The organism is Amycolatopsis sp. lyj-23 (assembly GCF_046549135.1).
GTDB lineage: Bacteria > Actinomycetota > Actinomycetes > Mycobacteriales > Pseudonocardiaceae > Amycolatopsis.
This window is the reverse complement of sequence record NZ_JAJPWN010000014.1, coordinates 149,562-170,453: the sequence shown is the minus strand read 5'-3', so window position 1 is coordinate 170,453 and position 20,892 is coordinate 149,562. Positions and strand designations below refer to the sequence as shown.

The following is a 20,892-nucleotide window of genomic DNA, read 5'->3' as shown; positions in this document are numbered from 1 at the left end:
GGCGCTTCGCGTCGCAGTGCTGATTCAACGCACCGAAGGCCACATGGGGCGCTCGGGACCTGTGCTGTCCACTGTGGATGAACGCGGCGGAGGGATCCGCGAGCGGGGGACCGGCTCGGCGGAGCGGGTCACCCTTTCGACCTCGGCCGCGAACCGCGGGCCATGGCGTACAAAGGACGAAGAGGTGATGCCGGATGACGCCCTCGGTGGTGCGGCACGAGAAGCGGCGCCGATGGGCGGTCGTCGCCGTCGTGGCCGCGGTGCTCGTTTCCGCGCCCTCGGTCGTCGCCGCGCTCGCGCCGGCCGGGGCCGCCGCGGACCCGGGCCGGCTGCGCGCGCTCGTCCTGGAATCCGCCGGACGGCCGTACCAGGGTTACGCCGAAAGCACCGGCTCGCTAGCCCTTCCGGAGCTGCCGAACCTTTCCGCCGTCACCGCGCTCTTCTCCATGCGGACGCCGATGCGGGCCTGGTACGCCGGGCCCGACCGCTACCGCGTCGACATCCTCGGCACCGCCGGCGAGCACGACGTCTACCGCCTCCCGGACGGCGAATACACGTGGGACTACGGCGACAACACGCTGACCGAGCTGATCGGCGAGCCGGGCCTGCGGCTGCCGCGGGCCGGTGACCTGCTGCCGCCCGAGCTCGCGCGGCGGGTCCTGCGCGCGGCCGGCGGCGACGAGGTGAGTGCGCTGCCGGGGCGGAACGTCGCCGGGGTCGCCGCGTCCGGCCTGCGGCTCGTCCCCGCCGATCCGGACACGACCATCGGGCGCGTCGACGTCTGGGCCGATCCGGTGACCGGTGTCGCGGTTCGCGTCGAGGTGACCGCGCGCGGGCAGGAAGCGCCGATCCTGGTCACCGAGTTCCGGCAGCTCGAGCAGACGACCCCGGTCGTCGAGGCCCCGCGGCCGGTGCTCGGGTCCGGGTTCGGCGTCACCAGCGCCCCGGACGTCGCCGACACGCTCGGCGCGTTCAGCCAGGTCCCGCTGCCGTCGTCGCTGGCCGGGCGGCCGGTGGTGTCGGAGAACTTCGGTGGCGTGCAGGGCGCGGCGCTCTACGGCCGCGGGCTGGCCGCCTTCGCCGTGATCGCCGTGCCGCGGACCGTGGCCAACGCGGCGGGCGACGCCGCCGGGAAGGCCGGTGCGGTGCAGGTCAAGCTGGCCGCGGGCAGCGTCGTGCAGCTGTCGATCACGCCGCTGTCGCTGGGCATCGTGCGGTCTTCGGTGTCCCGGCGCTCCTACCTGCTGGCCGGGACGGTCACGCCCGGCGTCCTGAAGTCCGTGGCCGACGAGCTGTCCCGGCTGCGCCGGAGCGGCCCGTGATCGTCACGCGCGCGCTGACCAAGCGCTACGGCCGCACGGTGGCCGTCGACGGGGTCGACCTCGAAGTCCGCGAGGGCGACCGCTACGGCTTCCTCGGCCCCAACGGCTCGGGCAAGACCACGCTCGTCCGGATGCTGCTCGGCCTGGTCTACGCGACCGCCGGCGAGATCGAGGTGCTCGGCAAGCCGGTGCCGAAGCGGGTCGCCGAGGTGCTGCCGGACGTCGGCGCGCTCGTCGAGGGCCCGGCCGCGTACCCGCACCTGTCCGGGCGCCGGAACCTGGCGCTGCTCGACGCGGCCGGCCGCGGCGGTGGCCGGCGCACCCGGCGCCGTCGCGTCGACGAAGCACTCGAACAGGTCGGCCTGGGCGGCGTCGACCAGCGGCCGGTGAAGGCGTACTCGCTCGGCATGCGGCAACGGCTCGGGCTGGCCGGCGCGCTGCTGCGGCGGCCGCGGCTGCTGATCCTCGACGAACCGACCAACGGGCTCGACCCGCAGGGCATCAAGGAGATCCGGGAGCTGCTGGTGGCGCTGAACGCGGGCGGCACCACGGTGTTCCTCTCCAGCCACCTGCTGGCCGAGGTGGAGCAGCTGTGCACCCGCGTCGGCGTCGTCGACCGCGGTCGGCTGGTGCTGGAGGAGGACCTGGCCACGCTGCGGGCGGCCACCGGCCGGGTCCTCGTCGGCACGCCGGACGCGGCGGCGGCCGCCGCGGTCCTCGACGGGCAGCTCGAAGCCCGTGACGGCGACCGGCTGGTCATCCGGCACGGCGACCCGGCGGCGCTGAACGCGCTGCTCGTCGAGGCGGGGGTGCGCGTGACGTCGATCCAGGCCGAACAGCGGACGCTGGAACAGGTCGTCCTCGACGTGACGGGTCCGGGGTCGGACCGGTTCGGGGCGGCTCGGTGATCGGCGTCGAGCTGCGCAAGCTCGCGCTGCGGCCGCGCGTGTGGTTCAGCGTGCTGCTGCTGTGCCTGCTGCCCGCGATCGTCGGCGTCTTCCTCGCCACGGCCGACTTCGCGCCGCCGCCGGGGCAGGGCGGGGCGTTCCTCTCGGCGGTCGTCAACGACGGCGCGCTGTACCCGGCCGCCGCGCTCGCCCTGGTGCTGCCGCTGTTCCTGCCGATCGCGGTCGCCGTCACCGCGGGCGACGCGATCGCGGGCGAGGCCTCGGCCGGCACCCTGCGCTACCTGCTGGTGCGCCCGGTCGGCCGGACCCGGTTGCTGGCGGCCAAAATGGTGGCGCTGGCCGTGTACGTCACCGCGGCGATCGTCATCGTCGTGCTGACGTCGCTGGTGCTCGGGGTGATCCTGTTCGGCACCGGCGGCACCCCCGGCGTGGCGGGGCCGGGCGGGCAGCCGACCGGCGTGACGTCGTTGTCCGGGCAGTCGCTGAGCTCGTCCGCGCTGGGCTTGCGGCTGCTGGGCGCGGTGTCCTACATCGTCGTGTCGATGCTGGGGTTCGCCGCGATCACGGTGTTCCTCTCGACGGTGTCCGACTCGGCGCTGGGAGCCGCGCTGGGCGGGCTCGCCGTGCTCATCACCAGCACGGTGCTGGAAACCCTCGACGCGGCCGCGTCCGTGCGGCCCTACCTGCCGACGCACTACTGGCTGTCCTGGATCGACTTCTTCCGCGATCCGGTGCTGTGGCGCAACATCGACCACGGGCTGCTGCTCCAGGCCGGCTACATCGTGGTGTTCTTCGGGGCGGCGTGGGCGAACTTCGCGACGAAGGACGTCACGAGCTGAGGCACTCCGCGGGCGCTTCGAGCGGGGTGGTACCGAGGGCCTGCAGGACGATCTCGGTGACGGCGGGGTCGGTGGGCAGGTCGCCGTGGCCGGCCGGGTTGCCGGGGCAGACCTGCTGGAGGGAGACGTTGACGGCGCCGTCGAGGCGGGCGGAGTCCGGCGGGGTCACGGTTTCGTCGTGGTCGGTCCAGAGCGACAGCCACGGCAGGCCCGGCGGGAGCGGCTGCTTGGCCAGCTCCTGCAGGAGGCTGCTGCCCGGCGCGAGCTGGACGCAGGCGGTCGGGCAGCCGCCCGGCACCAGCGCGCCGCCCGCCGTCGCGAGGCCGGTGCCGTGCATCGGCGCGCCGAGCGTCACGACCCGGCGGGCCTGGTGGCCGCCGCCCTCGCGGTCGACCCACAGCCGGGCCACGACGCCGCCCGCGGAGTACCCGACGACGTCGACCGAAGGCGCGCCCTGTTCGTAGGCCTTCTCGACGGCTTCGGCGAGGACGGCGGCCTGTTCGACGAGGTCGCCGGTGCCGTCGCCGGCCAGCGCGAGGACTTCGGCGGGCCGCCCGGTGGCCTGCCGGATCCGCTCGGCGAGGGTGTCCAGCGCGTCCCGGCCGCCGCCGTAGCCGGGGACGAGCAGGACGGGACCGGGCTTGTTCTGGTCCGGCGTCCCGGTGTCGGGCGCGGCTTTCGCCCCGGCGGAGACGATGGCGGTGGCGACGACGACCGCGGCGACGACGGCGGCGACGCTGCTCAGCATCAGCCGCCGCCGCGGGCTGAGCCCGCCCCACCAAGCCGTGATCCGCACCCCTCCATGATGCCCCGGCCCCGTGACGGAACCCCGAACTCGCGTGATCGAGCCCGTAACTCGCGTGATTGGGCCCGGTACGGCTTGAATCACGCGAGTTACGTCTCCGATCACGCGAGTTACGGGGTCAGCCGGCGCCGTAGCAGACGTAACTGGAGGCGGCGGGGGAGTCCGGGAGCTCGGACTGGGCGCGGGCCAGTGCCGCGGCCGGCGTGAGGCCTGCCGCGAAGTGGCGGTGATGGCGGACCATCAGGGCGCGGCCCGCGTCGTCGGGGATCGGGAGGACCGTGGCCACCAGGCTCGTCGTGCCCAGGGCCAGCAGCGCCGACGCCAGGCCGAGCAGTTCGTCGCCCGCGTGGACGGCCGAGCGGCCCGAGTCGCAGCCCGACAGCACCACCTGACGCGGCGGGCGGGCCAGCCGTTCGAGGTCGTACACCGTCAGCGGCCCGTCGGCGAGCCGCAGCGCCGAAAACAGCGGGTTGTCCGTGCGGAACACCCCGTGCGCGGCGATGTGCCCGAGCGCGGCGCCGTCGAGCGCGGCGAGCACCGGCTCGACCCGGGCCGTGCGGCCGGTGAACCGCCGGGCGCCCGGGTAGCGCCGGGCGAGCGCGGCGGCTTCCGCGGCCGCGTGCGGCAGCCCCGGACCGGCCACGACGACGTGGTCGCCGCCCGCGTGCCCGGGGGCGGTCGCCGCGCGGTGCCACAGCGCCGCCGACGGCGCCAGCGACACCGGACGCCCGTGGCAGCCCGGCAGCGCCGGCCACGGCAGCTCGTGCAGCCGCCCGGTCGGCACGACGACCAGCGGGCCGTTGCCCAGGGCCAGCGGCCCCAGCAGGAGGTCGTCGAGCCGGCGGGCCGTCCGCGCGGCGAGGCCGGCGAAGGAACCGAGGCCGAACGCCGTCCGCCGCAGGGCGAACCGCAGTTCCTCCAGGCGTTCCGCGGCTTCGGCCGCCGGACCCAGCTCGCGGCGCCGCAGCCGGCCGCCGGCCAGGACGAGCGCCGTCAGCCGCCCGTCCAGTTCGAGGTACTCCACCAGCGTCGCCGGGCCCAGCGCCGCGGCGAGCTCCGCGCGCGACGGGATCCGCGTGTCCGAAGTGGACACTCCGGGCGCGTGCCGGGCGCGGTCGCGCACCGCCTTCTCGAGCCGGGCCTGCCGGCGCAGCAGGGCCGGCGCCTGCCCGGTGCCTTCGGCGAGGTCGACGGCGGTCTGGCGGAGGGCGGCGAGGTCCGCGGCCAGTCCTTCGTCGTCCGGCGGCCGTGCGGGCCGCAGCCGCAACGCGCCGGCGTGCCGGTGCTCCGCCCAGCGCAGCACGGCTTCCGGGTGGCCCGCTTCGACGGCGAGCCGCAGTCCCAGCCCGGTCAGCTCGCTCGCGTGACCGGACGCGTGGGCGCGCAGTTCGCTGGCGCCCAGCCCGGCCCGGAACCGGCCGATCACCCGGACCCCGGCGCGCACCGCGGCGCCGGCGCCCCGGCGGTCGCCGTGGACCAGCCGCAGCAACGCCGTCGCGTACCAGGCGCGGGCCCGCAGCTCGGCCGGCCCGCCGCGCCCGGCCCGGCCGACGGCCGTCAGTTCCGCCTCCGCGAGCGCGGGACGCCCCAGCTCCAGGGCCAGCGACGCGACGATCAGCCGCGCGTCCAGCGCCGCGACCACCCAGCCCGCGTCGGTCAGCGCCGCCACCGTGCGCTGCCCGGACCGGAGCATCGCCGTCGTCCGGAGCCCGCTGTCGCGGCGGGCCCGCAGCGCCAGGTAGCCGCCGAGCGCGGCCCAGCCCGGCCGGTGCTGCCGGGCCGCGGACCGCCGGGCCGCGGAGGCCTCGCGCAACGCCGTTTCCGGGTCGTCGTCGAGCAACGCCACCTTGGCCAGCAGCAGCCGCGCCTGGACGAGGTCGACGGCGTTGCGTCGCCGTTCGTAGTCCGCGACGGCGGCCGTCGCGGCTTCGCGGGCTTCGGCGATCAGCCGGACGGACAGCAGCGTTTCGGCGCGTTCGATCGGCAGCAGTCCCGGGTCGGTTCCGGCCTCTTCGTAGCGCGAAGCGGCTTCGTCGTAAGCGGCGAGCGCGGCCGGGACGTCGCCGCGGACGGTGGCGGCGAGCCCGCGGTTCTGCCACACCATCGCCGTGCGGCCGAGGTGGCCGGTCGCGGCGAACCCGCGCTCGGCCCGGCGCAGGTCGTCCTCGGCACCCCGCCAGTCGCCGAGCCGGGCCAGCACGATGCTGCGGTTGGTGCGGATGGTGGCGTCGATCAGGGCGTCCCCGCCCGCCGCGTGCAGGGCGTCCAGCGCGGCCGCGAACTCCGCGGCGGCGTCACCGAACCGGCTGATTTCGGTGAGCACGACGGCCCGCTGCATGCGCAGCCGCGCCGCCGCCGTCCCGGTCAGTTCCGGCATCGCGCGGTCCAGCTCCCGCAGCGCCTCGGCGGTGCGCCCGGTGAGCGTCAGCACGTAGCCGAGCACCCCGCGGGTCTGGGCGGCCCGCGCGCGCAGCCCGGCGCCGTCGGCCAGCCGGACGGCGGCCCGCAGCCGGGTCTCGGCGTCGGCGAGCCGCCCCGTGGACACCCCGGCGAGGCCGAGCGCGTGCTCGGCGACCGCGGCGGCCTCGGCGTGGCCGTTCGCCTCCGCGAGCGCGGCTCCGGCGAGCGCCCGCGCCTTGGCGGGCGCGGTGAAGGCGAGGTCGGCCGCGGCGACGGCTTTGGCCAGTGCACCGGTCGTCACCGCTGGTGCCCGTTCCGGTGGCCGGGTGGCGATCCGGCCGGAAGCGGACCGGTCCCCGCGCGACACGCAACCGTCGTCGCGGAGCCATCCGGCCGTGGCTGTGGTCGGATGGCTCCCGATCGGCGCGACATCTCCCGGAGTCGTTCGCCGATCGGGTTTCCGACCCGTTCACCCATGACCGGTCCCGGAGGGGAACGCATGACCCGATACCGCCATCGAGCCGGCGAACTGCTGGTCCATGCCGACGATTGTGCCGCGCTCGGTCCCGAACTGGCACGGTTCGGCTACCACCCGGCCGGCGCCGCGGGGACGCTGCGCCGCTTCACCGGCACGCGCCCGGTCCCGGAGGTGCTCGCCGCACTGCGCGAGCCGCACCGCGCGGGGCCGAACCACCTGTTCGGGGCCGACCGCATCATCTGGGGCGACCTGCGCCCGAGGCCGACGGACAAGGACCTGACCCCGGTGCCGGCGGGCGACATCCGGCACTGGGCCGGCGTGATCGACACCGGGATCGTGCTCCGGGAGGGCCGCCCGCACGAGTTCCTCGGCGGACGCGTCCGCTACGACCCGGAGGACACGGTCCGGGTCGTCCGCGGCGAAGACGGGAACCCGGCCGGTTCCGCCGGGCACGGGACCTTCGTCGCCGGAGTGGTGCTGAAGCAGGTCGGGCCGGCCGTGGGCGTCCGGATGAAGGGGGTGGTCGACGAGCAGAGCGGCGACACCGAAGACCTCGCGGTGGCGAACGCGCTCGACGACCTGCGCGAGGAGGGGATCACGCTGATCAACATGTCGTTCTCGGGTGAGACCTTCGAAGACACGCCGCCGAAGGCGATCGAGGCCGCGCTGCAGCGGCTTTCCCCGGACACCGTCGTGGTCGCCTCCGCGGGCAACCGGGGGATGCGGCAGCGGGTCTACCCGGCCGGGATCAGACCGGCGCCCACGGTCCCCGGCCAGGTCGACGACGAGCACGCGCTGGTGCTGCCGGTCGGCTCGGCCGACTCCTCGCTCACGCCCCGCGTCGCGGACTTCAGCAACTTCGGCCCGTGGATCGCGGCCTACGCCGACGGGGTCGACGTGGTCGGCCCGTACTTCCACGCGGGCTACCCGGGGCAACCGCCGCAAGAAGTACCGAAGTTCAACGGATACGCGGTCTGGAGCGGCACCTCGTTCTCGGCCGCGGTCGTCACCGGCCGGATCGCCGCGGTTATGGCGACCGGGAAGAGCGCCCGGGACGCGGCGGGCGAAGTGCTCGGGGCCGCCGGCCGGATCACCGTGTTCGATGTGAACGGCAGCAGCGAAGTGCCGCACGTCCAGGGGAACTAGAGGCTCGCCCAGCCGGTGGTGACCGTCGTGCCGTCCGCGGCGGTCACCGTCACCCGGGTCGCGCCCCGGGGCAGGTCCGTCGCCGTGAACCAGCCTTCCGGGCCGATCGGGCTCGGGTGCCGCTCGCCCGCCACCTCGATCACCGCCTCGCCCGTCGCGCCGGTGATCAGGCCGCGCAGCGAGACGCGGCCGCCCGCGTACTCCACCTGCAGCTCCACCGACACCCGCGGCGACTCGAACGACAGCAGCCGGACGTCGTCGCCGTCGGCGCGGACCGAGCCCGCCTCTGCCAGGTCCGAATCGAAGGCCAGCTCCGCCAGTTCGGCGTCGAGGTCGCGGGTGGTCAGCGCCGCGCGGGCCTGGCGCAGGACGAGGTCCGGCACCGGGTCCGCCCGGTCCGCGGCCGCGCGCAGGAGGTCCATGAGCTCGTCGTCGGCGGTCACGCCCGGTCCTCCGTCCCGAGTCCGGCCTGGCCGGCCCGCTCGCGCAATCGGCCGAGACAGCGTTGCCGGGTCGGGCCGATGCTGCCGACCGGCATGTCGAGGGCGTCCGCCACTTCCGCGTACGACGGCGGGGGCGTCGCCATGAGCACGCGCAGCAGCCGGCGGCACTGGTCCGGCAGCTTGTCCAGCGCGCGCCAGAGCGCGGCGTCGCGCTCGCCGAGCAGCAGGGCCGCGTCGACGGCCGGTCCGGGCGCCGGCTCGCTCTGCCAGACCTGCTCGTCGGCCGGCCGCTCCCGGTCGGTGCGGCGCAGCTGGCGCAGGCACTCGTGCCGGGCGGTCGTGGCCAGCCAGCCGGGCAGCCGCTCCGGGTCCTTGATCCGCCCGAGGTTCTCGACGAGCTTCAGCCACGTCGTCTGGACGACGTCGGCCGCGTCGGCGTCGGACAGCCGGTGCGCGCGGGCGACCGACCAGAGCAGGCTGGCGTACCGGTCGACCAGGGCGTCCCAGGCCGTCTGGTCGCCGCGCGCGGCCGACTCCAGCAGGGTCGTGGTGTCCACTTCACCTCCGGTTGACCCGCTCAGCCTAGCCAACAGCAGCCCTTCGGACCCGCACGCCATCGGGGAACTCCTTCGCGTCTTCCCCCCGCTCAGCCGATCCGGTGAGAGCGCGGGAAATACCTGAACCGGGCCGCCGTCCCCGCTCGTGTGCCCGGTGGGAGTGGTGGAGACGGATCGGGGTGAGCCGGTCATGCGGCTGCGGCTGGTGCTCGTCGCGGGGGTGTTCGTGGTGGAACTGGTCGCTCACGGGCAGCCGGTGGTGGTGACGGGGCGGGCGGTGCCGGTGCCGTCCGGCACCGGCGCGCCGGGGTGCGCGTTGCTCGGGGAGACACCGGTGGCGCCGGAGGGCGGCCGCCGCTGGGCGGCCACGACGGCGGACAGCACGACCGCGGCGCCGAGCAGCTGCCACGCCGTCAGCCGCTGGCCGAGGACGAGCCAGCCGAGCAGGGTGGCGACCAGCGGGCTCAGCAGCCCGAGGAACGTCACGTGCGTGGCGGACAGCGCGCGGATCCCGCGGAACCACAGGGCGTACGCGAACGCGGCGCCGATCAGCGCGAGGTAGGCGTAGCCCGCGAGGTTCGCGCCGGACAGCGACGCGGGCGGCGCGCCTTCGACGGCCAGCGCGACGGGCACGAGCACCAGCCCGCCCGCGACGAGCTGCCAGCCGGTCGTCGCCAGCAGCGGAGCGGGAGACGTCCAGCGCTTGCTCAGCACGACGCCGGTGGCCATCACGACCGCGCCACCGGCCGCGGCGGCGACGCCGATCCCGTCGAGGCGCGCGGAGGACTGCAGGACCAGCAGGCTGACGCCGGCGACCCCCGCGACTCCCGCGAGCACGGTCCGCCGGGTCAGGCGTTCGCCGAGCAGGCCGGTGGACAGCCCCGCGACCAGCAGCGGCTGCAGGGCGCCGAGGGTGGCGGCGACCCCGCCGGGCAGCCGGTAGGCGGCGACGAACAGCAGGGCCAGGAACGCGCCGATGTTCAGCGTGCCGAGCACGAGCGACCGCCACCACCAGTCGCCCTTGGGCAGGCGGCGGGTGATGGCGACCAGCAGCAGCCCGGCGGGCAGCGCCCGGACGACCGCGGCGAGCAGCGGCCGGTCCGGCGGCAGGAACTCGGTGGTGACGAGGTAGGTGGTGCCCCAGATGGCCGGGGCGAGCGCGGTGAGGAGCAGCTGTTTGTTTAGCACTAAGACAGATTACCTCAGTGCTAAGGTAACTGGCTACCCGTTCACTTACCGCTAAGGCAGCGGCTACGCTGGGACGATGGCCGACCACGTGGACCGGGTACTGGCGCAGTGGCACGCCGAGCGCCCCGACCTCGACGTGTCCCCGATGGCGGTGATCGGCCGGCTGTCGCGGCTCAGCGCCCTGGTCGACGCGGAACTGCGCCGCACCTTCGCCCGCCACGGGCTCGACCGGGCGACGTTCGACGTCCTGGCGACCTTGCGCCGCAGCGGGCCGCCGTACCGGCTGACGCCGACGGAGCTGATGCGCTCGGCCATGGTGACGTCGGGGGCGATCACCCAGCGGCTGGACAAGATGGAGGCGCGCGGCCTGGTCGAGCGCACGCCGGACGAGTCGGACGGCCGCGGCGTGCGGGTGCGGCTGACCGAGGCCGGCGGGGAGCTGGTCGACCGGGCGCTGCCCGAGCACGTCGAGACCGAACACCGGATCCTGGCCGCGCTGGACGCGGGGGAGCGGGCGGAGCTGGCCGCGACGCTGCGGACGCTCCTGGAAAGCCTGGGCGGCGCCGGTTCCTGAAGCACGCCACATTGGGTGCGTGCGACGCACCGAAAGGCCGCCTTGGGGCGCTTGAGGCGGGGCGGGCTAGGAGATCTGCCGGACCGGTTCGCTGCCCAGCAAGGAATCGAGGTCGATGCGGCCGCCCGCGGCCGCCAGGACCGCGTCGATCGCCAGGTCGACGTCGAGCTTGCGGCCGTGCTGGTCCGCGTACGCGCGCATCAGGTTGCCGATGTGCCGCTCCGGGTTGCGCCACGACGGCCACCGCAGGGACGCCTGCTTCGCCAGCGTCGCGAAGTTGGACTGGCGCACCGTGGCCGCCAGCAGCCACTCCAGGTAGACGCGCATCGCGTGGAACGCCGTGTGCGCGGGCGTCGCCACCGGGCCGTGGCCGGGGACCACGGTGCGGGGGCGGAAGGTGTCCTGGAGCCAGTCGAGCGCGTCGAGCCAGCCCGGGATCGAGCCGTGCACGGCCATCGGGGTGTCGCCGATGTACACCAGGTCGCCGGTGAACAGCGTGCCCGACCGCCGCTCGTGCACCACCAGGTCGCCCGCCGTGTGCGCGACGCCCGGCACCGCCACCACGTCCGCCGTCGCGCCGCCCAGGTCCAGCTCCTGCCAGCCCGGCACCGGGCGGACCGACTCCGGTTCGGGCGGCTCCAGCACGCCCCAGCGCGTGTAGGTGAAGACGTTGCCGTACGTCTGCGGCCCGGCTTTGACCAGGTCGAGGCTGCCCGGGGCGGCCAGTGCGGTGCCGCCGTCGCGCAGGGCGACGCCGACCCCGTTGTGGTGCTCGCCGTGCGCGTGCGTGACCACGACCGTCAGCTCCTGGCCGCCCGCGTACTTGCGGACGTCGCGCAGCAGTTCCAGGGTGGCCTGCTCGGTGCCGCAGGTGTCGATCAGCGCGACGCCGTCGGTGCCCTGGATCCAGCCGCTGTTCGCGACGAACCACTCGGCCGGGCTCTTCACGTACGCCACCACGCCGGGCCGCGCGTGCCGGAGCGGGACGATGTTCGATCTGACGGCCGGCATGTTTCCTCCCCTGGACGGACGATGCGGTTAACGACGCCGGCCGGGTCAGGTTGCGGACGTTCCCGCGGAATGTTCCCGCCCATTTCTGTCGGCTGACCGGTCGAAGATTTTTCGGATTCTCTGCGCCGGAAGGTCTTGACAGTCGATCACGACCGTCCATACTGGTATATACCTTTATGGGAGGGTCCGGGAGAAAAATCCAGGGGGACTTCGCGCTCGTGGGCCGACGGAAGGTCTGAGGGGTCCGTCCGTCGGCCGCGCGAAGGCCCGCCCACCGGCCGTGTTGACACAGATACTGGTACGAACCAGTATGACTTCTGCCGGCCGGGAGGAGAGACATGACTGGGGCGCATCTCCGGATCGACAACCGGCTGATCCACGGGCAGGTCACCCTCGCGTGGACCCGCCGCCTCGGCGTGCGCCGGCTGGTCGTCTGCAACGACGACGTCGCCGCCGACGACCTCCAGCGGGCCCTGCTCCCGCAGGCCGCCCGCGGACTGCCCACGGACGTGCTGTCGGTCGAGGCCGCGCTGGCCGCCGAAGCCGGGGCGGGCGTCATGATCATCGCCAAGGACCCCGGCGACGCCTTCCGCCTCGTCGAGGGCGGGCTCCGGCCCGAGGTCGTCAACGTCGGCAACGTCGCGCCCCGGCCGGGCGCGGCGTACACGATGGTCACCCGCTCGGTCGCGGTCACCGCCGACGAGGCCGACGCCTACCGCAAGCTCGCCGCCACCGGCGTCGCGCTGGTCACGCAGCTGCTGCCGCACGACAAGCCCGCCGATTTCGTCCCGCTGCTCGACCGGAAAGGGCTCTAGCTCCAGCATGCTCGTCGCGTTGGCCCTGACCCTGTGGGCGATCTACTGCACCTACGACGGGCTCGGCCCGTTCCTCGTCTACGCCCAGCGCCCGCTGATCGCCGGCTCGGTGGCCGGCCTGATCGTCGGGCACCCGCTGCTCGGCCTGCTGGTCGGCGCCACGCTGGAGCTGGCCGCCCTGGGTGTCTACACCTACGGCGGCGCCACGATCCCGGACTACCAGACCGGCGCGATCGTCGGCACCGCGCTGGCCGCGGGCGCCGCCGGGGACGCGGCCGCGCAGGCCGCGATCGGCATCGGCGTCGGGCTGCCGGCGGCGATCCTGCTCTCGGCGCTGGACCCGGTCGGCAAGATGGTGACCACCGGGCTGGTGCACCGCGCCGACGGCTACGCCGCCGACGGCAACGCGCGCGGCCTGGCGATGATCCACTGGGTGAGCCTGGTCCCGTGGGTGGCCGTGCGCGCGATCCCGACGTTCCTCGCCGCGCTCGCCGCGTCCGGCGGGCTGGTCAAGGACATCACCGCGAGCATCCCGGCCGGGTTCGTCCACGGCATGACGCTGGCCGGCTCGCTGCTGCCGGCGGTCGGCTTCGCGCTGCTGCTCGGCATGATGGAGCTGTCGCGCTACTGGTACCTGCTGCTCATCGGGTTCGTCGGGTTCGCCTACCTGCACCTGCCGGTGCTGGGCATCGCGCTGATCGGCGTCGCGGTCGCGATGCTGTTCGTGACGCTGAAGCGCGACGAACCGGTGCTCGTGGTCCCCGAAGCCGCGGACGCGGCCGCCGACGAGTCCCTCGCGGATCCGCGGCTGACCAAGCAGGACCTGCGGCGGGTGTTCCGCCGGTACTTCTGGTCGAGCCAGATCTCCTGGAACTACGAGCGGATGCAGGCGCTCGGGTTCGCGTACTCGATGGAGCCGGTGCTGCGCCGGCTCTACCCCGAGAAGGCCGACTACGTCGCCGGCCTGCAGCGGCACCTGCAGTTCTTCAACACCTCGGTGCTGGTCGGCGGCCCGCTGATCCTCGGCTCCAGCGTCGCGCTGGAGGAAGCCGGGACGCCGAAGTCGGCGGCGAGCACGAAGGTCGCGCTGATGGGGCCGATGGCCGGCATCGGCGACACCGTCGTCTTCGCGCTCTACAACAGCATCGTCTTCACCATGGGCGCATCCTGGGCGCTGCAGGGCAACTGGCTCGGCCCGGCGTTCGCCGCCGTCATGGTGCTCGTGCCGTACGCGCTGGTGCGGCGCTGGCAGTTCTCCTTCGCCTACCGCGAGGGCAAGCGGCTGGCCGGCCACCTCGCCGCCGGGGCGCTCGCCCGCGTCGCCCAGGGGGCGACCGTGCTCGGGTTCGTCGTGCTCGGCGGGTTCATCCCGTCGATCGTCAAGGTCGTCACCACGCTCACCTACCGGCAGACCACCACGGTCCAAGGGCAGCCGGTGACGCAGTCGGTGGCGATCCAGGACCGGCTCGACGACCTGCTGCCGTTCCTGCTCCCGGTGCTCGTCACCGCCGGGGTGTACCTGCTGACGGTCAAGGCCCGGCTGCGGCCGGTCTGGGTCATCGGCATCGTCGTCGTCGCCGGGGTCGTCCTGGGGTGGCTCGGCTGGTTCGCGCCATCGGCCCCCGCGAAGAGTTAGGAGTCCGCCATGTCCGTTCCGATCATCCTCGCCGGCCACGGCAGCCTGCCCTCCGGCGTCGGGGAAGCCGCCGAGATGATCCTCGGCCCGCAGGCCCGGCTGAAGGTCTGCGAGCTGAGCCCGCGCGACAGCCCGGAGGAGTTCGGCGCCCGCGTGCTCGCGCTGGCCGGCGCCGCCGAGGGCGTGCTGGTGCTGGCCGACCTGCACGGCGGCTCGCCGTTCAACGCCGTCCGCACGCTCGCGGCCGGGCACCCGCGCCTGCAGCTGGTGTCCGGGCTGAACCTGCCGATGCTGCTGGAGGTCCTGCTGCACACGACCGACGACGTCACCGAGCTCGCCGGGGTGGCCCGCGCCGCCGGCCGCGACGGCGTCGTCGACGTCCTGGAATCGACCTGGTGACCGCCGCGCTCCTGCTCGCCGCGCAGGACGTCCGGATCACGCCGGGGCCCGGGCACCCGCTCGGCGGCTACCTGGCCCGGCACGGCGTCGCGACCGGCACGCACGACGACCTCGAGGCGTCGCTGATCTGGCTGTCCACCGAGGACGACCCCGGCGTGGTGTGGGTGGCGCTGGACGCCCTCGCCGTCGACGCCGGCCTGACCCGCACCCTGGCCGACGCGGTCGCCGCGGCGGTGGGCATCGACCCGGACCGGGTGCTCGTCTGCGCGTCGCACACGCACTCCGGCCCCGAGGGCTGGACCGGCCAGCTGCACCCCGGCCTGCCGGGGCGGCGCGACGCCGGGCTCGTCGGCGGCATGGCGGAGAAGGTGACCGGCGCCGCGCTGCGGCTGCGCGCCGGCCGCGGCCGCGTCCGGGCCCGCTGGCACGCGGGTTCGACCGAAGCCGTCGGCGGCAACCGCTACCGGCCCGACGGGCCGCACGACACGTCGTTCGGCGTGCTCGAGCTGCGCCGCGACGACGGCACCCCGGCCGCGCTGCTGTTCGACTACGCCAGCCACCCCACGGTGCTGGGCCCCGACAACCTCGCGTGGTCGGCGGACTGGCCGGGCGCGACCCGCCGCGAGCTGGCCACGCTGGTCGGCCAGCCGGTGGCGGCGTTCCTCCAGGGCGCGGCGGGCGACGCGAGCTCCCGGTTCGTCCGCCGCGGCCGCGACCACGCCGAGGTCCGCACGCTCGGCGGCCACCTGGCGACGTCGATCGCGCGCACGCTGGCGACGGTGTCGTCCCCGCCCGCGACGGCCGGTCCGGTCCGGCTGACGCGCTCGACGCTGCACCTGCCGTACCGGGAAATCCCGTCGCTGGAGGACAGCCTCCAGCTGCGGCAGACGGCCGAGGCGGAGTGGCAGCGCGAGCTGGCCCACCACGGCGAGGACCACCCGGCGGTCCGGATCGCGCAGACCCGCTACGAGGGCTGCGCGATGCTGGCGACGATGGCGGCGACCGGGCGGCCGACGGGCTGCGCGGACGTGCCGGTCAGCGTCGTGTCGTTGGGCGAGATCGCGTGGCTGCACACGCCGTTCGAGCTGTTCGCGTCCCTGGGCCTGCGCATCCGGCAGGGCAGCCCGTTCCGCCACACCCGGGTCATCGGCTACACGGACGGGTACCTGGGCTACCTGCCGGACGCGGCCGGCCACCGCGACGGGATCTACGAGTCGTACGTGACGTTGTTCGGCCCGGAGGCGGCGGACGAGCTGGTGGAGCACTGCCTGAAGGTGCTGCGGGCGCACCAGGGCGGGCTCAGGACGCCGCGCTGCGCCGAGCCTGCGTGAACACCGTGTAGCGGTCCGCCCGGTACAGGGACCGGCCCGCTTCGATGACGCCGCCGTTCTGGTCGTGCAGCGTGCCCTCGATGATCAGGCACGGCTGGGTGGCTTCGATGCCGAGCAGGGCGGCGTCGTGGCTGTTCGGCAGGACCGCGGAGATGGCGGTGTCGTTCCACTCCGGGCGCACGCCCCAGCGTTCCTCGATCGTGCGGTGCAGGGACTGGGTTTCCCAGTCGAACAGCTCGATGTCCGGGAACCGGTCGACGGACAGGTTGGTGCGCTCCACCGCGAACGGCTCGTCTTCGACGTACCGGAGCCGTTCGAGCCGGAACACCCGGGCACCGGGCGGCACGTTCAGCCGTCCGGCGATCCGCGGGCCGGCGCTCTCGACCTCGGCGTGCAGCACCTTCGTCTTCGGGACGACGCCGCGGGCCTGCATGTCCTCGGTGAACGAGGTCAGCATGTCGATGTGCGCCGCCTGCCGCTCGGCGGTGAAGGTGGCGGTGCCGTGCTGGCGGTACAGGACACCGTCGGCGACCAGCCGGTTGACCTCCTGCCGCACGGTGCCGCGCGCGACGCCGAAGTGCTCGGCGAGGAACCGTTCGGACGGCATCAGCCGCCCGGGCCCGGCCTCGGTGGCGACGCTTTCCAGGATTTCCCGCAGCTGGTCGCCCTTCGGCCGCCCCGGCTGCAGCGCGTCCGGGAGGCGCAGATCGCTCGCGGGAACGTGTTTCGGACGGGGCATGGCTTCAGTATGTCCCGCGGCGGCTGAGGAGGTAACACCCGGCGGGTCCGTTGCGGGCGCGGGGAATGGCGGGGGAGACGCCGGGGCCGGTGCGGTGGTGGGGGGTGCGGTGGGGTGACGCGGCTGGTGGGCGGGCCGGGAGGTGCGGGGGAGCGCGCGGCTGGTGCAGTGGTCGTTCAGCCTGTCGGGCGGCAGGCCGCCGCCGTTCGGCCGCTCGGCGCTCGTTTCGGCGCCGCGAGGTCGCCGCCGTCCAGCCTGCGGCGTGGCCTTTCGGTACCGCGAGCACCAAAACCGCGGCACCCGACTCCCCGCCGCTGCCCGTTCAGCGCGGCCACCCGGCTGGCCTTTCGGCACCGCGGGCACCGAAAACCGGGCCCTACCCCGAGCCCGCCACACCTCAGCCCGTGGCGCGGTTGCTCAACCTGGCCAGGAACTCCGCCGCCACCGCCTGGCCCGTCACGTGGCCCACCGCGCCGTACAGCGCCTCCGACTCCCGGGCCGTTCCCTCCGCCAGCATCGAGCGGCCCGCCGCCGCCTGGACCGCCGCCAGTCCCAGCAGGGCCTCCGCCTCCACCACGCGGAACCCGCCCGCCCGGGCCGCGTCCAGTGCCGTGCGGGCGGGTTCGCCCGCCTCGGCCGCGCGGCCGTCCGCGGCCAGGACCCGGGCCAGCGTGGCCGCCGCTTCCGCCAGCTGGCCGCGCAGGCCCGATTCCGCCGTCAGCGACCGGGCCTCGCGCAGGACGCGCTCCGCCGCGCCGAGGTCGCCGCGGGCTTCCTCCGCGCGGCCCAGCGCGATCAGGGCCGCCGCCTCCACCTGGCGGTCGCCGTCGCGGCGGACGGCCGCCAGGGCCGCCTCCGCCGTGGCCGCCGCCGTGGCCGCGTCGCCGCGGGCGATCTGCAGGGCGCTCACCACGTTCAGCGCCGTTGCCTCGCCGAAGCTGGAGCCGAGCTCGCGGAACACCCGCAACGCCTGGTCGAGGACCTCGCCGGACTCCGCCAGCCGGCCCGCGGCGAGCAGGATCGAGCCGAGGTCGGCGAGGTTGGCCGCCTCCCAGAACGCCAGGTCCTCCTTGCGGGCCAGCGCGATCGCCTCGACCAGGCAGTCCTCCGCCTGCTCCAGCCGGCCCAGCTGCCGGTAGTGGCAGCTCAGCGAGTTCAGCGCCAGTGCCTCGCCCGACCGGTTGCCCAGCTCGCGGAACAGCTGGATCGCGCGCCGGCTGTGCTCGACGGCCTCCGACAGCCGTCCCGTCCACTCGAGCATCGCCCCGAGGTTCGCCACCGCCGTCGCCTCGCACTGCCGCCAGCCGCACGCCCGGCTGGCCAGCACCGCCTTCTCCGAGTGCCGGATGCCCGCTTCGTGCTGCCCTTCGCGGAAGTACGCGCCGCCGATGGACAGCTGGACCAGGGCCTCCGCGGGCCGGGCGCCGCGGTCCTGCGCCGCGCGCAGCACGATCGGGGCCAGCTCGAGCCACTCCGCGCGACGGCCGTGGTCGTGGAAGAACCGCCGCAACGCGTCGGCGAGGTACCAGGCGCCGGGGTACGGCCCGCGTGCCGCGGCCTGGCGCAGCGCCGCCGACAGGTTCGGCACCTCGACGTCCAGCCAGGCCACGGCCGAGGCGGCGTCGGCGAAGACGACCGGGCTCGGCGCCGAAGGTGCGTCCTCGCGGGGCAGGGCGACGATCCGCGCGCCCAGCAGCGCGACCGCCGCGTCCGCCGCCGCGCAGTAGCCGGTGAACAGCCGCTCCCACGCCTGTTCGCGCGCGGGCTCGTCCTCCTCGGCGCGGACGCACTGCTCGGCGTAGCGGCGGGCGAGGTCGTGGAACCGGTAGCGGCGGGGTGCGTGCGCCTCGAGGAGGTTCGCCGCGGTCAGCCCGCGCAGCCGCCGGGTCGCCTCCCCGGCCGGGACGTCGAGCAGCGCCGCCGCGTCGACCGCGGTGAAGTCGGCCCCCGGCACCAGCGCGAGCAGCCGGAACGCCTGCCGCAGCCCGGGCGGCAGCGCCTGGTACGACACCGAAAACGCCTTGGCGACGGCACTCTCGCCGTCGAAGCCGAGGTGGGCCAGCGGGTCGCCGCGCAGCTCGTCGACCAGCTCGCCGATGCTGGCGACACCGGTGTTCGCTGCGGCGATCCGCAGCGCCAGCGGGTGGTGGCCGCAGAGCCGGGCCAGCTCGGCGGCCGCTTCCGGCTCGGCGGCGGTCCGGTCGCCGAGCAGGGCGGTCAGCAGCGCCCGGGAGTCCTCCTCGCGCAGCTGCGCCAGGACCAGCGACCGCGCGCCGACGCGGGCGACGAGCTCGTCGAGCCGGTGCCGGCTGGTCACCAGCACCCGGCCCGACGACGGCAGCAGCGGCAGCACCTGCGCGGTGTCGCGGGCGTTGTCCAGCACCACCAGGGCCTGCCGGTCGGCCAGCAGCGAGCGGTAGAGCTTGCTCTGGTCGTCCAGGCCCGGCGGCACGTCCCGCAGGTCGACGCCGAGGGTGCGCAGCAGCTGCGCGAGCGCGGCGGCGGGGGTGAGCGGCTCGTCTTCGGCGTCGAAGCCGCGCAGGTTCACGTACAGCTGCCCGTCCGGGTAGCGCGCCCGCGCGGTGTGGGCCCAGTGCACGGCCAGCGCGGTCTTGCCGACGCCGGCGGTGCCGGTGATCACCCAGACGTCCCCGGGCTCGTCGAGCGCGGCCAGCTCGGGTGCCCGGCCGGCGAATCCGCGGACGTCCAGCGGCAGCTCGGCGGGCTTCGGGGTGGCCGCGGGCGGGGCCGGTTCCCCTTCGCCGCGCAGGATCCGCAGCCGCAGGTCCTGCAGGGCCTGGCCCGGCTCGATGCCGAGCTCGTCGACCAGCAGGTCGTGCACTCGCGCGTACGTTTCCAGGGCTTCGGGGGTGCGGCCGCAGCGGTGCAGCGCGAGCATCAGCGCGGCCCGCAGGCGCTCGCGGAACGGGTGCTCGTCGACGAGCCGCCGCAGTTCCCCGGCCACCTCGCCGTGCCGTCCGGCGGCGAGTTCCTGCTCGTACAGCTCCTCCAGCGCGACGAGCCGGCGTTCGGCCAGCGCCGGCCCCTCGTACTCCGCCAGCGCCTCGCTGACGCCGCCGAGCGGGGTGCCCTCCCACAGCGCCAGCGCGGCCCGCAGGTGCGCGACGGCGTCCGCCCCGGAGGTGGCCCTGGCCTTGGCGACCTCCTCGTCGAAGACGTCGAGGTCGCGATCGCCCGGTGCGACTTCGATGAGGTAGCCGGGCGCCCGCCGCACGATCGCGTCCCGGCCGAGCAGCTTCCGCAGTTCCGAGACGTGCACCTGCAGCCGCCCGCGCACGCTCGGCGGCGCGTTCTCGCCCCAGGTCAGGTCGATGAGCCGGTCTTCGGTGACCACGCGGTTGGGGTTCAGCAGCAACGCGGCGAGCACGGAGGTCTGCTTCTGGCCACCGGGCCGGACCAGGCCCCGGTCGCCGAGGATCGTCACCGGTCCGAGCAGGCGGTAGCGCACGTATTGCCCCCGAAGGCGGACCGAAGCGAAACGGAAGTGCCGTGATCAATTCTACTGTGCCGGTGGTTGCCGATCCGACCGGCAGTCACGGCGGAACAAGGTGCCGGTGAGCGGTCGACTCCGGTCCGTTTCCGCCTGCTTTCGGCCGGATCGGCAACGGCGGGCAGGTCGAAGGGGAGGCCACGGGTGGACCGAGACGACGTCGAGCGTCTGTTGTTCGTCTGCTTCCCGGACGCCGGGGAAGCCGCCGGGCGCTACCGGGCCTGGCGCGATCCGCGGATCGCCGTGCAGGTCGTGGAGCTGCCCGGCCGGGGCGAGCGCCGGGACGAACACCCGTACCGGGACATGTGGCTGCTCGTCGAGGCCTTGGCCGCGGAACTGGCCGGGGTGCTCGAGAGCCCGCACGTGCTGTTCGGCGCGGGGCTCGGCGCCCTGGTCGCCTACCGGCTGGCCCAGCGGCGGGTGGCCGCGGGACTGGGGGTCTCGCGGGCACTCGTCGTGGCGCACCAGGCGCCGCCGGACCGGGCCGCGCGGGCGGTGCCGGAGCAGGCGGACCGCGCCGACGTCAGCCTGCTCGGCAGCGACGCACACTTGCCGGTGGCGCCGCCGCTGCCGTGCCCGATCCGCGGGTTCGGCGAGCCGCACGTGATGACCGGCTGGGGCGAGCACACGAGCGCCGGGTTCGTGCTGACGCCGGCGCGGGCGCGGGACAACGCCGCCCTGCTGCGGGACGCCGTGCTGCGGTCGGCGCACCTGATCACCGCACTGGCGGGGCAGGTGCGTGCCCCGAAGCCGGCCGGGGCATAACCGCCGCCGACCACAGGCCGGATAT

General features: G+C 75.0%; 18 protein-coding genes. 10 read left to right on the top strand and 8 right to left on the bottom strand.

The features are described 5' to 3' along the window. Positions 1-194 precede the first annotated feature (194 nt). Genes ACLJPY_RS32680 through ACLJPY_RS32670 form a run of 3 tightly spaced genes read left to right on the top strand, consistent with a single transcriptional unit; the run spans position 195 to position 3,069 of the window. Complete coding sequence (locus tag ACLJPY_RS32680) at positions 195-1,322, top strand: hypothetical protein (protein ID WP_410594392.1); 1,128 nt, start codon at positions 195-197, stop codon at positions 1,320-1,322. After that, the gene (locus tag ACLJPY_RS32675) at positions 1,319-2,230 is read left to right on the top strand and encodes an ABC transporter ATP-binding protein (RefSeq protein ID WP_410594390.1); all 912 of its coding nucleotides are present in this window, start codon (positions 1,319-1,321) and stop codon (positions 2,228-2,230) included. Before ACLJPY_RS32680 ends, ACLJPY_RS32675 begins: the two co-directional genes overlap by 4 nt. Next, positions 2,227-3,069, top strand: a complete 843-nt coding sequence (locus ACLJPY_RS32670; RefSeq protein WP_410594388.1) for an ABC transporter permease — start codon at positions 2,227-2,229, stop codon at positions 3,067-3,069. Before ACLJPY_RS32675 ends, ACLJPY_RS32670 begins: the two co-directional genes overlap by 4 nt. On the opposite strand, the gene ACLJPY_RS32665 is transcribed toward ACLJPY_RS32670, so the two are convergent. Both ACLJPY_RS32665 and ACLJPY_RS32660 read right to left on the bottom strand, forming a co-directional pair. Further along, complete coding sequence (locus tag ACLJPY_RS32665; RefSeq protein ID WP_410594386.1) at positions 3,059-3,865, bottom strand: lipase family alpha/beta hydrolase; 807 nt, start codon at positions 3,863-3,865, stop codon at positions 3,059-3,061. The genes ACLJPY_RS32670 and ACLJPY_RS32665 overlap by 11 nt on opposite strands. Before the next feature lie 127 nt (positions 3,866-3,992). Beyond that, complete coding sequence (locus tag ACLJPY_RS32660; protein WP_410594384.1) at positions 3,993-6,575, bottom strand: CHAT domain-containing protein; 2,583 nt, start codon at positions 6,573-6,575, stop codon at positions 3,993-3,995. A gap of 198 nt (positions 6,576-6,773) precedes the next feature. On the opposite strand from ACLJPY_RS32660, the gene ACLJPY_RS32655 reads away from it, so the two are divergent. Then, a complete protein-coding gene (locus ACLJPY_RS32655; RefSeq protein WP_410594382.1) occupies positions 6,774-7,898 on the top strand; it encodes a S8 family peptidase in 1,125 nt (374 codons plus the stop codon). Here ACLJPY_RS32655 and ACLJPY_RS32650 read toward each other — a convergent pair. The 3 genes from ACLJPY_RS32650 to ACLJPY_RS32640 form a co-directional block, all read right to left on the bottom strand. Further along, positions 7,895-8,341: a hypothetical protein gene (locus ACLJPY_RS32650; protein ID WP_410594380.1), complete on the bottom strand. Its 447-nt coding sequence runs from the start codon at positions 8,339-8,341 to the stop codon at positions 7,895-7,897. The two genes, ACLJPY_RS32655 and ACLJPY_RS32650, sit on opposite strands and share 4 nt — an antisense overlap. Next, the gene (locus ACLJPY_RS32645; protein WP_410594378.1) at positions 8,338-8,898 is read right to left on the bottom strand and encodes an RNA polymerase sigma factor; all 561 of its coding nucleotides are present in this window, start codon (positions 8,896-8,898) and stop codon (positions 8,338-8,340) included. Before ACLJPY_RS32645 ends, ACLJPY_RS32650 begins: the two co-directional genes overlap by 4 nt. Positions 8,899-9,141: 243 nt before the next feature. Continuing rightward, positions 9,142-10,086 carry an EamA family transporter gene (locus ACLJPY_RS32640; protein WP_410594376.1) on the bottom strand — a complete coding sequence of 315 codons (945 nt, stop codon included), beginning with the start codon at positions 10,084-10,086 and terminating at the stop codon, positions 9,142-9,144. Between the two features lie 76 nt (positions 10,087-10,162). On the opposite strand from ACLJPY_RS32640, the gene ACLJPY_RS32635 reads away from it, so the two are divergent. Then, complete coding sequence (locus tag ACLJPY_RS32635) at positions 10,163-10,660, top strand: MarR family winged helix-turn-helix transcriptional regulator (RefSeq protein ID WP_410594374.1); 498 nt, start codon at positions 10,163-10,165, stop codon at positions 10,658-10,660. 66 nt (positions 10,661-10,726) lie between these two features. Here ACLJPY_RS32635 and ACLJPY_RS32630 read toward each other — a convergent pair whose 3' ends face one another. Beyond that, positions 10,727-11,671 carry an MBL fold metallo-hydrolase gene (locus ACLJPY_RS32630; RefSeq protein WP_410594372.1) on the bottom strand — a complete coding sequence of 315 codons (945 nt, stop codon included), beginning with the start codon at positions 11,669-11,671 and terminating at the stop codon, positions 10,727-10,729. A gap of 338 nt (positions 11,672-12,009) precedes the next feature. Here ACLJPY_RS32630 and ACLJPY_RS32625 point away from each other — a divergent pair, with 338 nt between their 5' ends. The 4 genes from ACLJPY_RS32625 to ACLJPY_RS32610 are packed head-to-tail and all read left to right on the top strand — an operon-like array spanning position 12,010 to position 15,852. Further along, positions 12,010-12,486 (top strand): PTS system mannose/fructose/N-acetylgalactosamine-transporter subunit IIB, encoded by a 477-nt coding sequence (locus ACLJPY_RS32625; protein WP_410594370.1) that lies wholly within the window; start codon positions 12,010-12,012, stop codon positions 12,484-12,486. A gap of 19 nt (positions 12,487-12,505) precedes the next feature. After that, positions 12,506-14,122, top strand: coding sequence for a PTS system mannose/fructose/sorbose family transporter subunit IID (locus ACLJPY_RS32620; protein ID WP_410594368.1), 1,617 nt, complete (start codon positions 12,506-12,508; stop codon positions 14,120-14,122). 9 nt (positions 14,123-14,131) lie between these two features. Continuing rightward, positions 14,132-14,521, top strand: coding sequence for a PTS sugar transporter subunit IIA (locus tag ACLJPY_RS32615; RefSeq protein WP_410594366.1), 390 nt, complete (start codon positions 14,132-14,134; stop codon positions 14,519-14,521). Next, positions 14,518-15,852 (top strand): hypothetical protein, encoded by a 1,335-nt coding sequence (locus tag ACLJPY_RS32610; RefSeq protein ID WP_410594364.1) that lies wholly within the window; start codon positions 14,518-14,520, stop codon positions 15,850-15,852. Before ACLJPY_RS32615 ends, ACLJPY_RS32610 begins: the two co-directional genes overlap by 4 nt. Here the strand turns inward: ACLJPY_RS32610 and ACLJPY_RS32605 are convergent. Further along, a complete protein-coding gene (locus tag ACLJPY_RS32605) occupies positions 15,821-16,591 on the bottom strand; it encodes a GntR family transcriptional regulator (protein ID WP_410594362.1) in 771 nt (256 codons plus the stop codon). The genes ACLJPY_RS32610 and ACLJPY_RS32605 overlap by 32 nt on opposite strands. A gap of 397 nt (positions 16,592-16,988) precedes the next feature. Beyond that, the gene (locus tag ACLJPY_RS32600) at positions 16,989-20,060 is read right to left on the bottom strand and encodes a BTAD domain-containing putative transcriptional regulator (RefSeq protein ID WP_410594360.1); all 3,072 of its coding nucleotides are present in this window, start codon (positions 20,058-20,060) and stop codon (positions 16,989-16,991) included. A 186-nt stretch (positions 20,061-20,246) separates the two neighbouring features. Between ACLJPY_RS32600 and ACLJPY_RS32595 the strand changes: the two genes are divergently transcribed. Continuing rightward, positions 20,247-20,867 carry a thioesterase II family protein gene (locus tag ACLJPY_RS32595; RefSeq protein ID WP_410594358.1) on the top strand — a complete coding sequence of 207 codons (621 nt, stop codon included), beginning with the start codon at positions 20,247-20,249 and terminating at the stop codon, positions 20,865-20,867. Positions 20,868-20,892 lie beyond the last annotated feature (25 nt).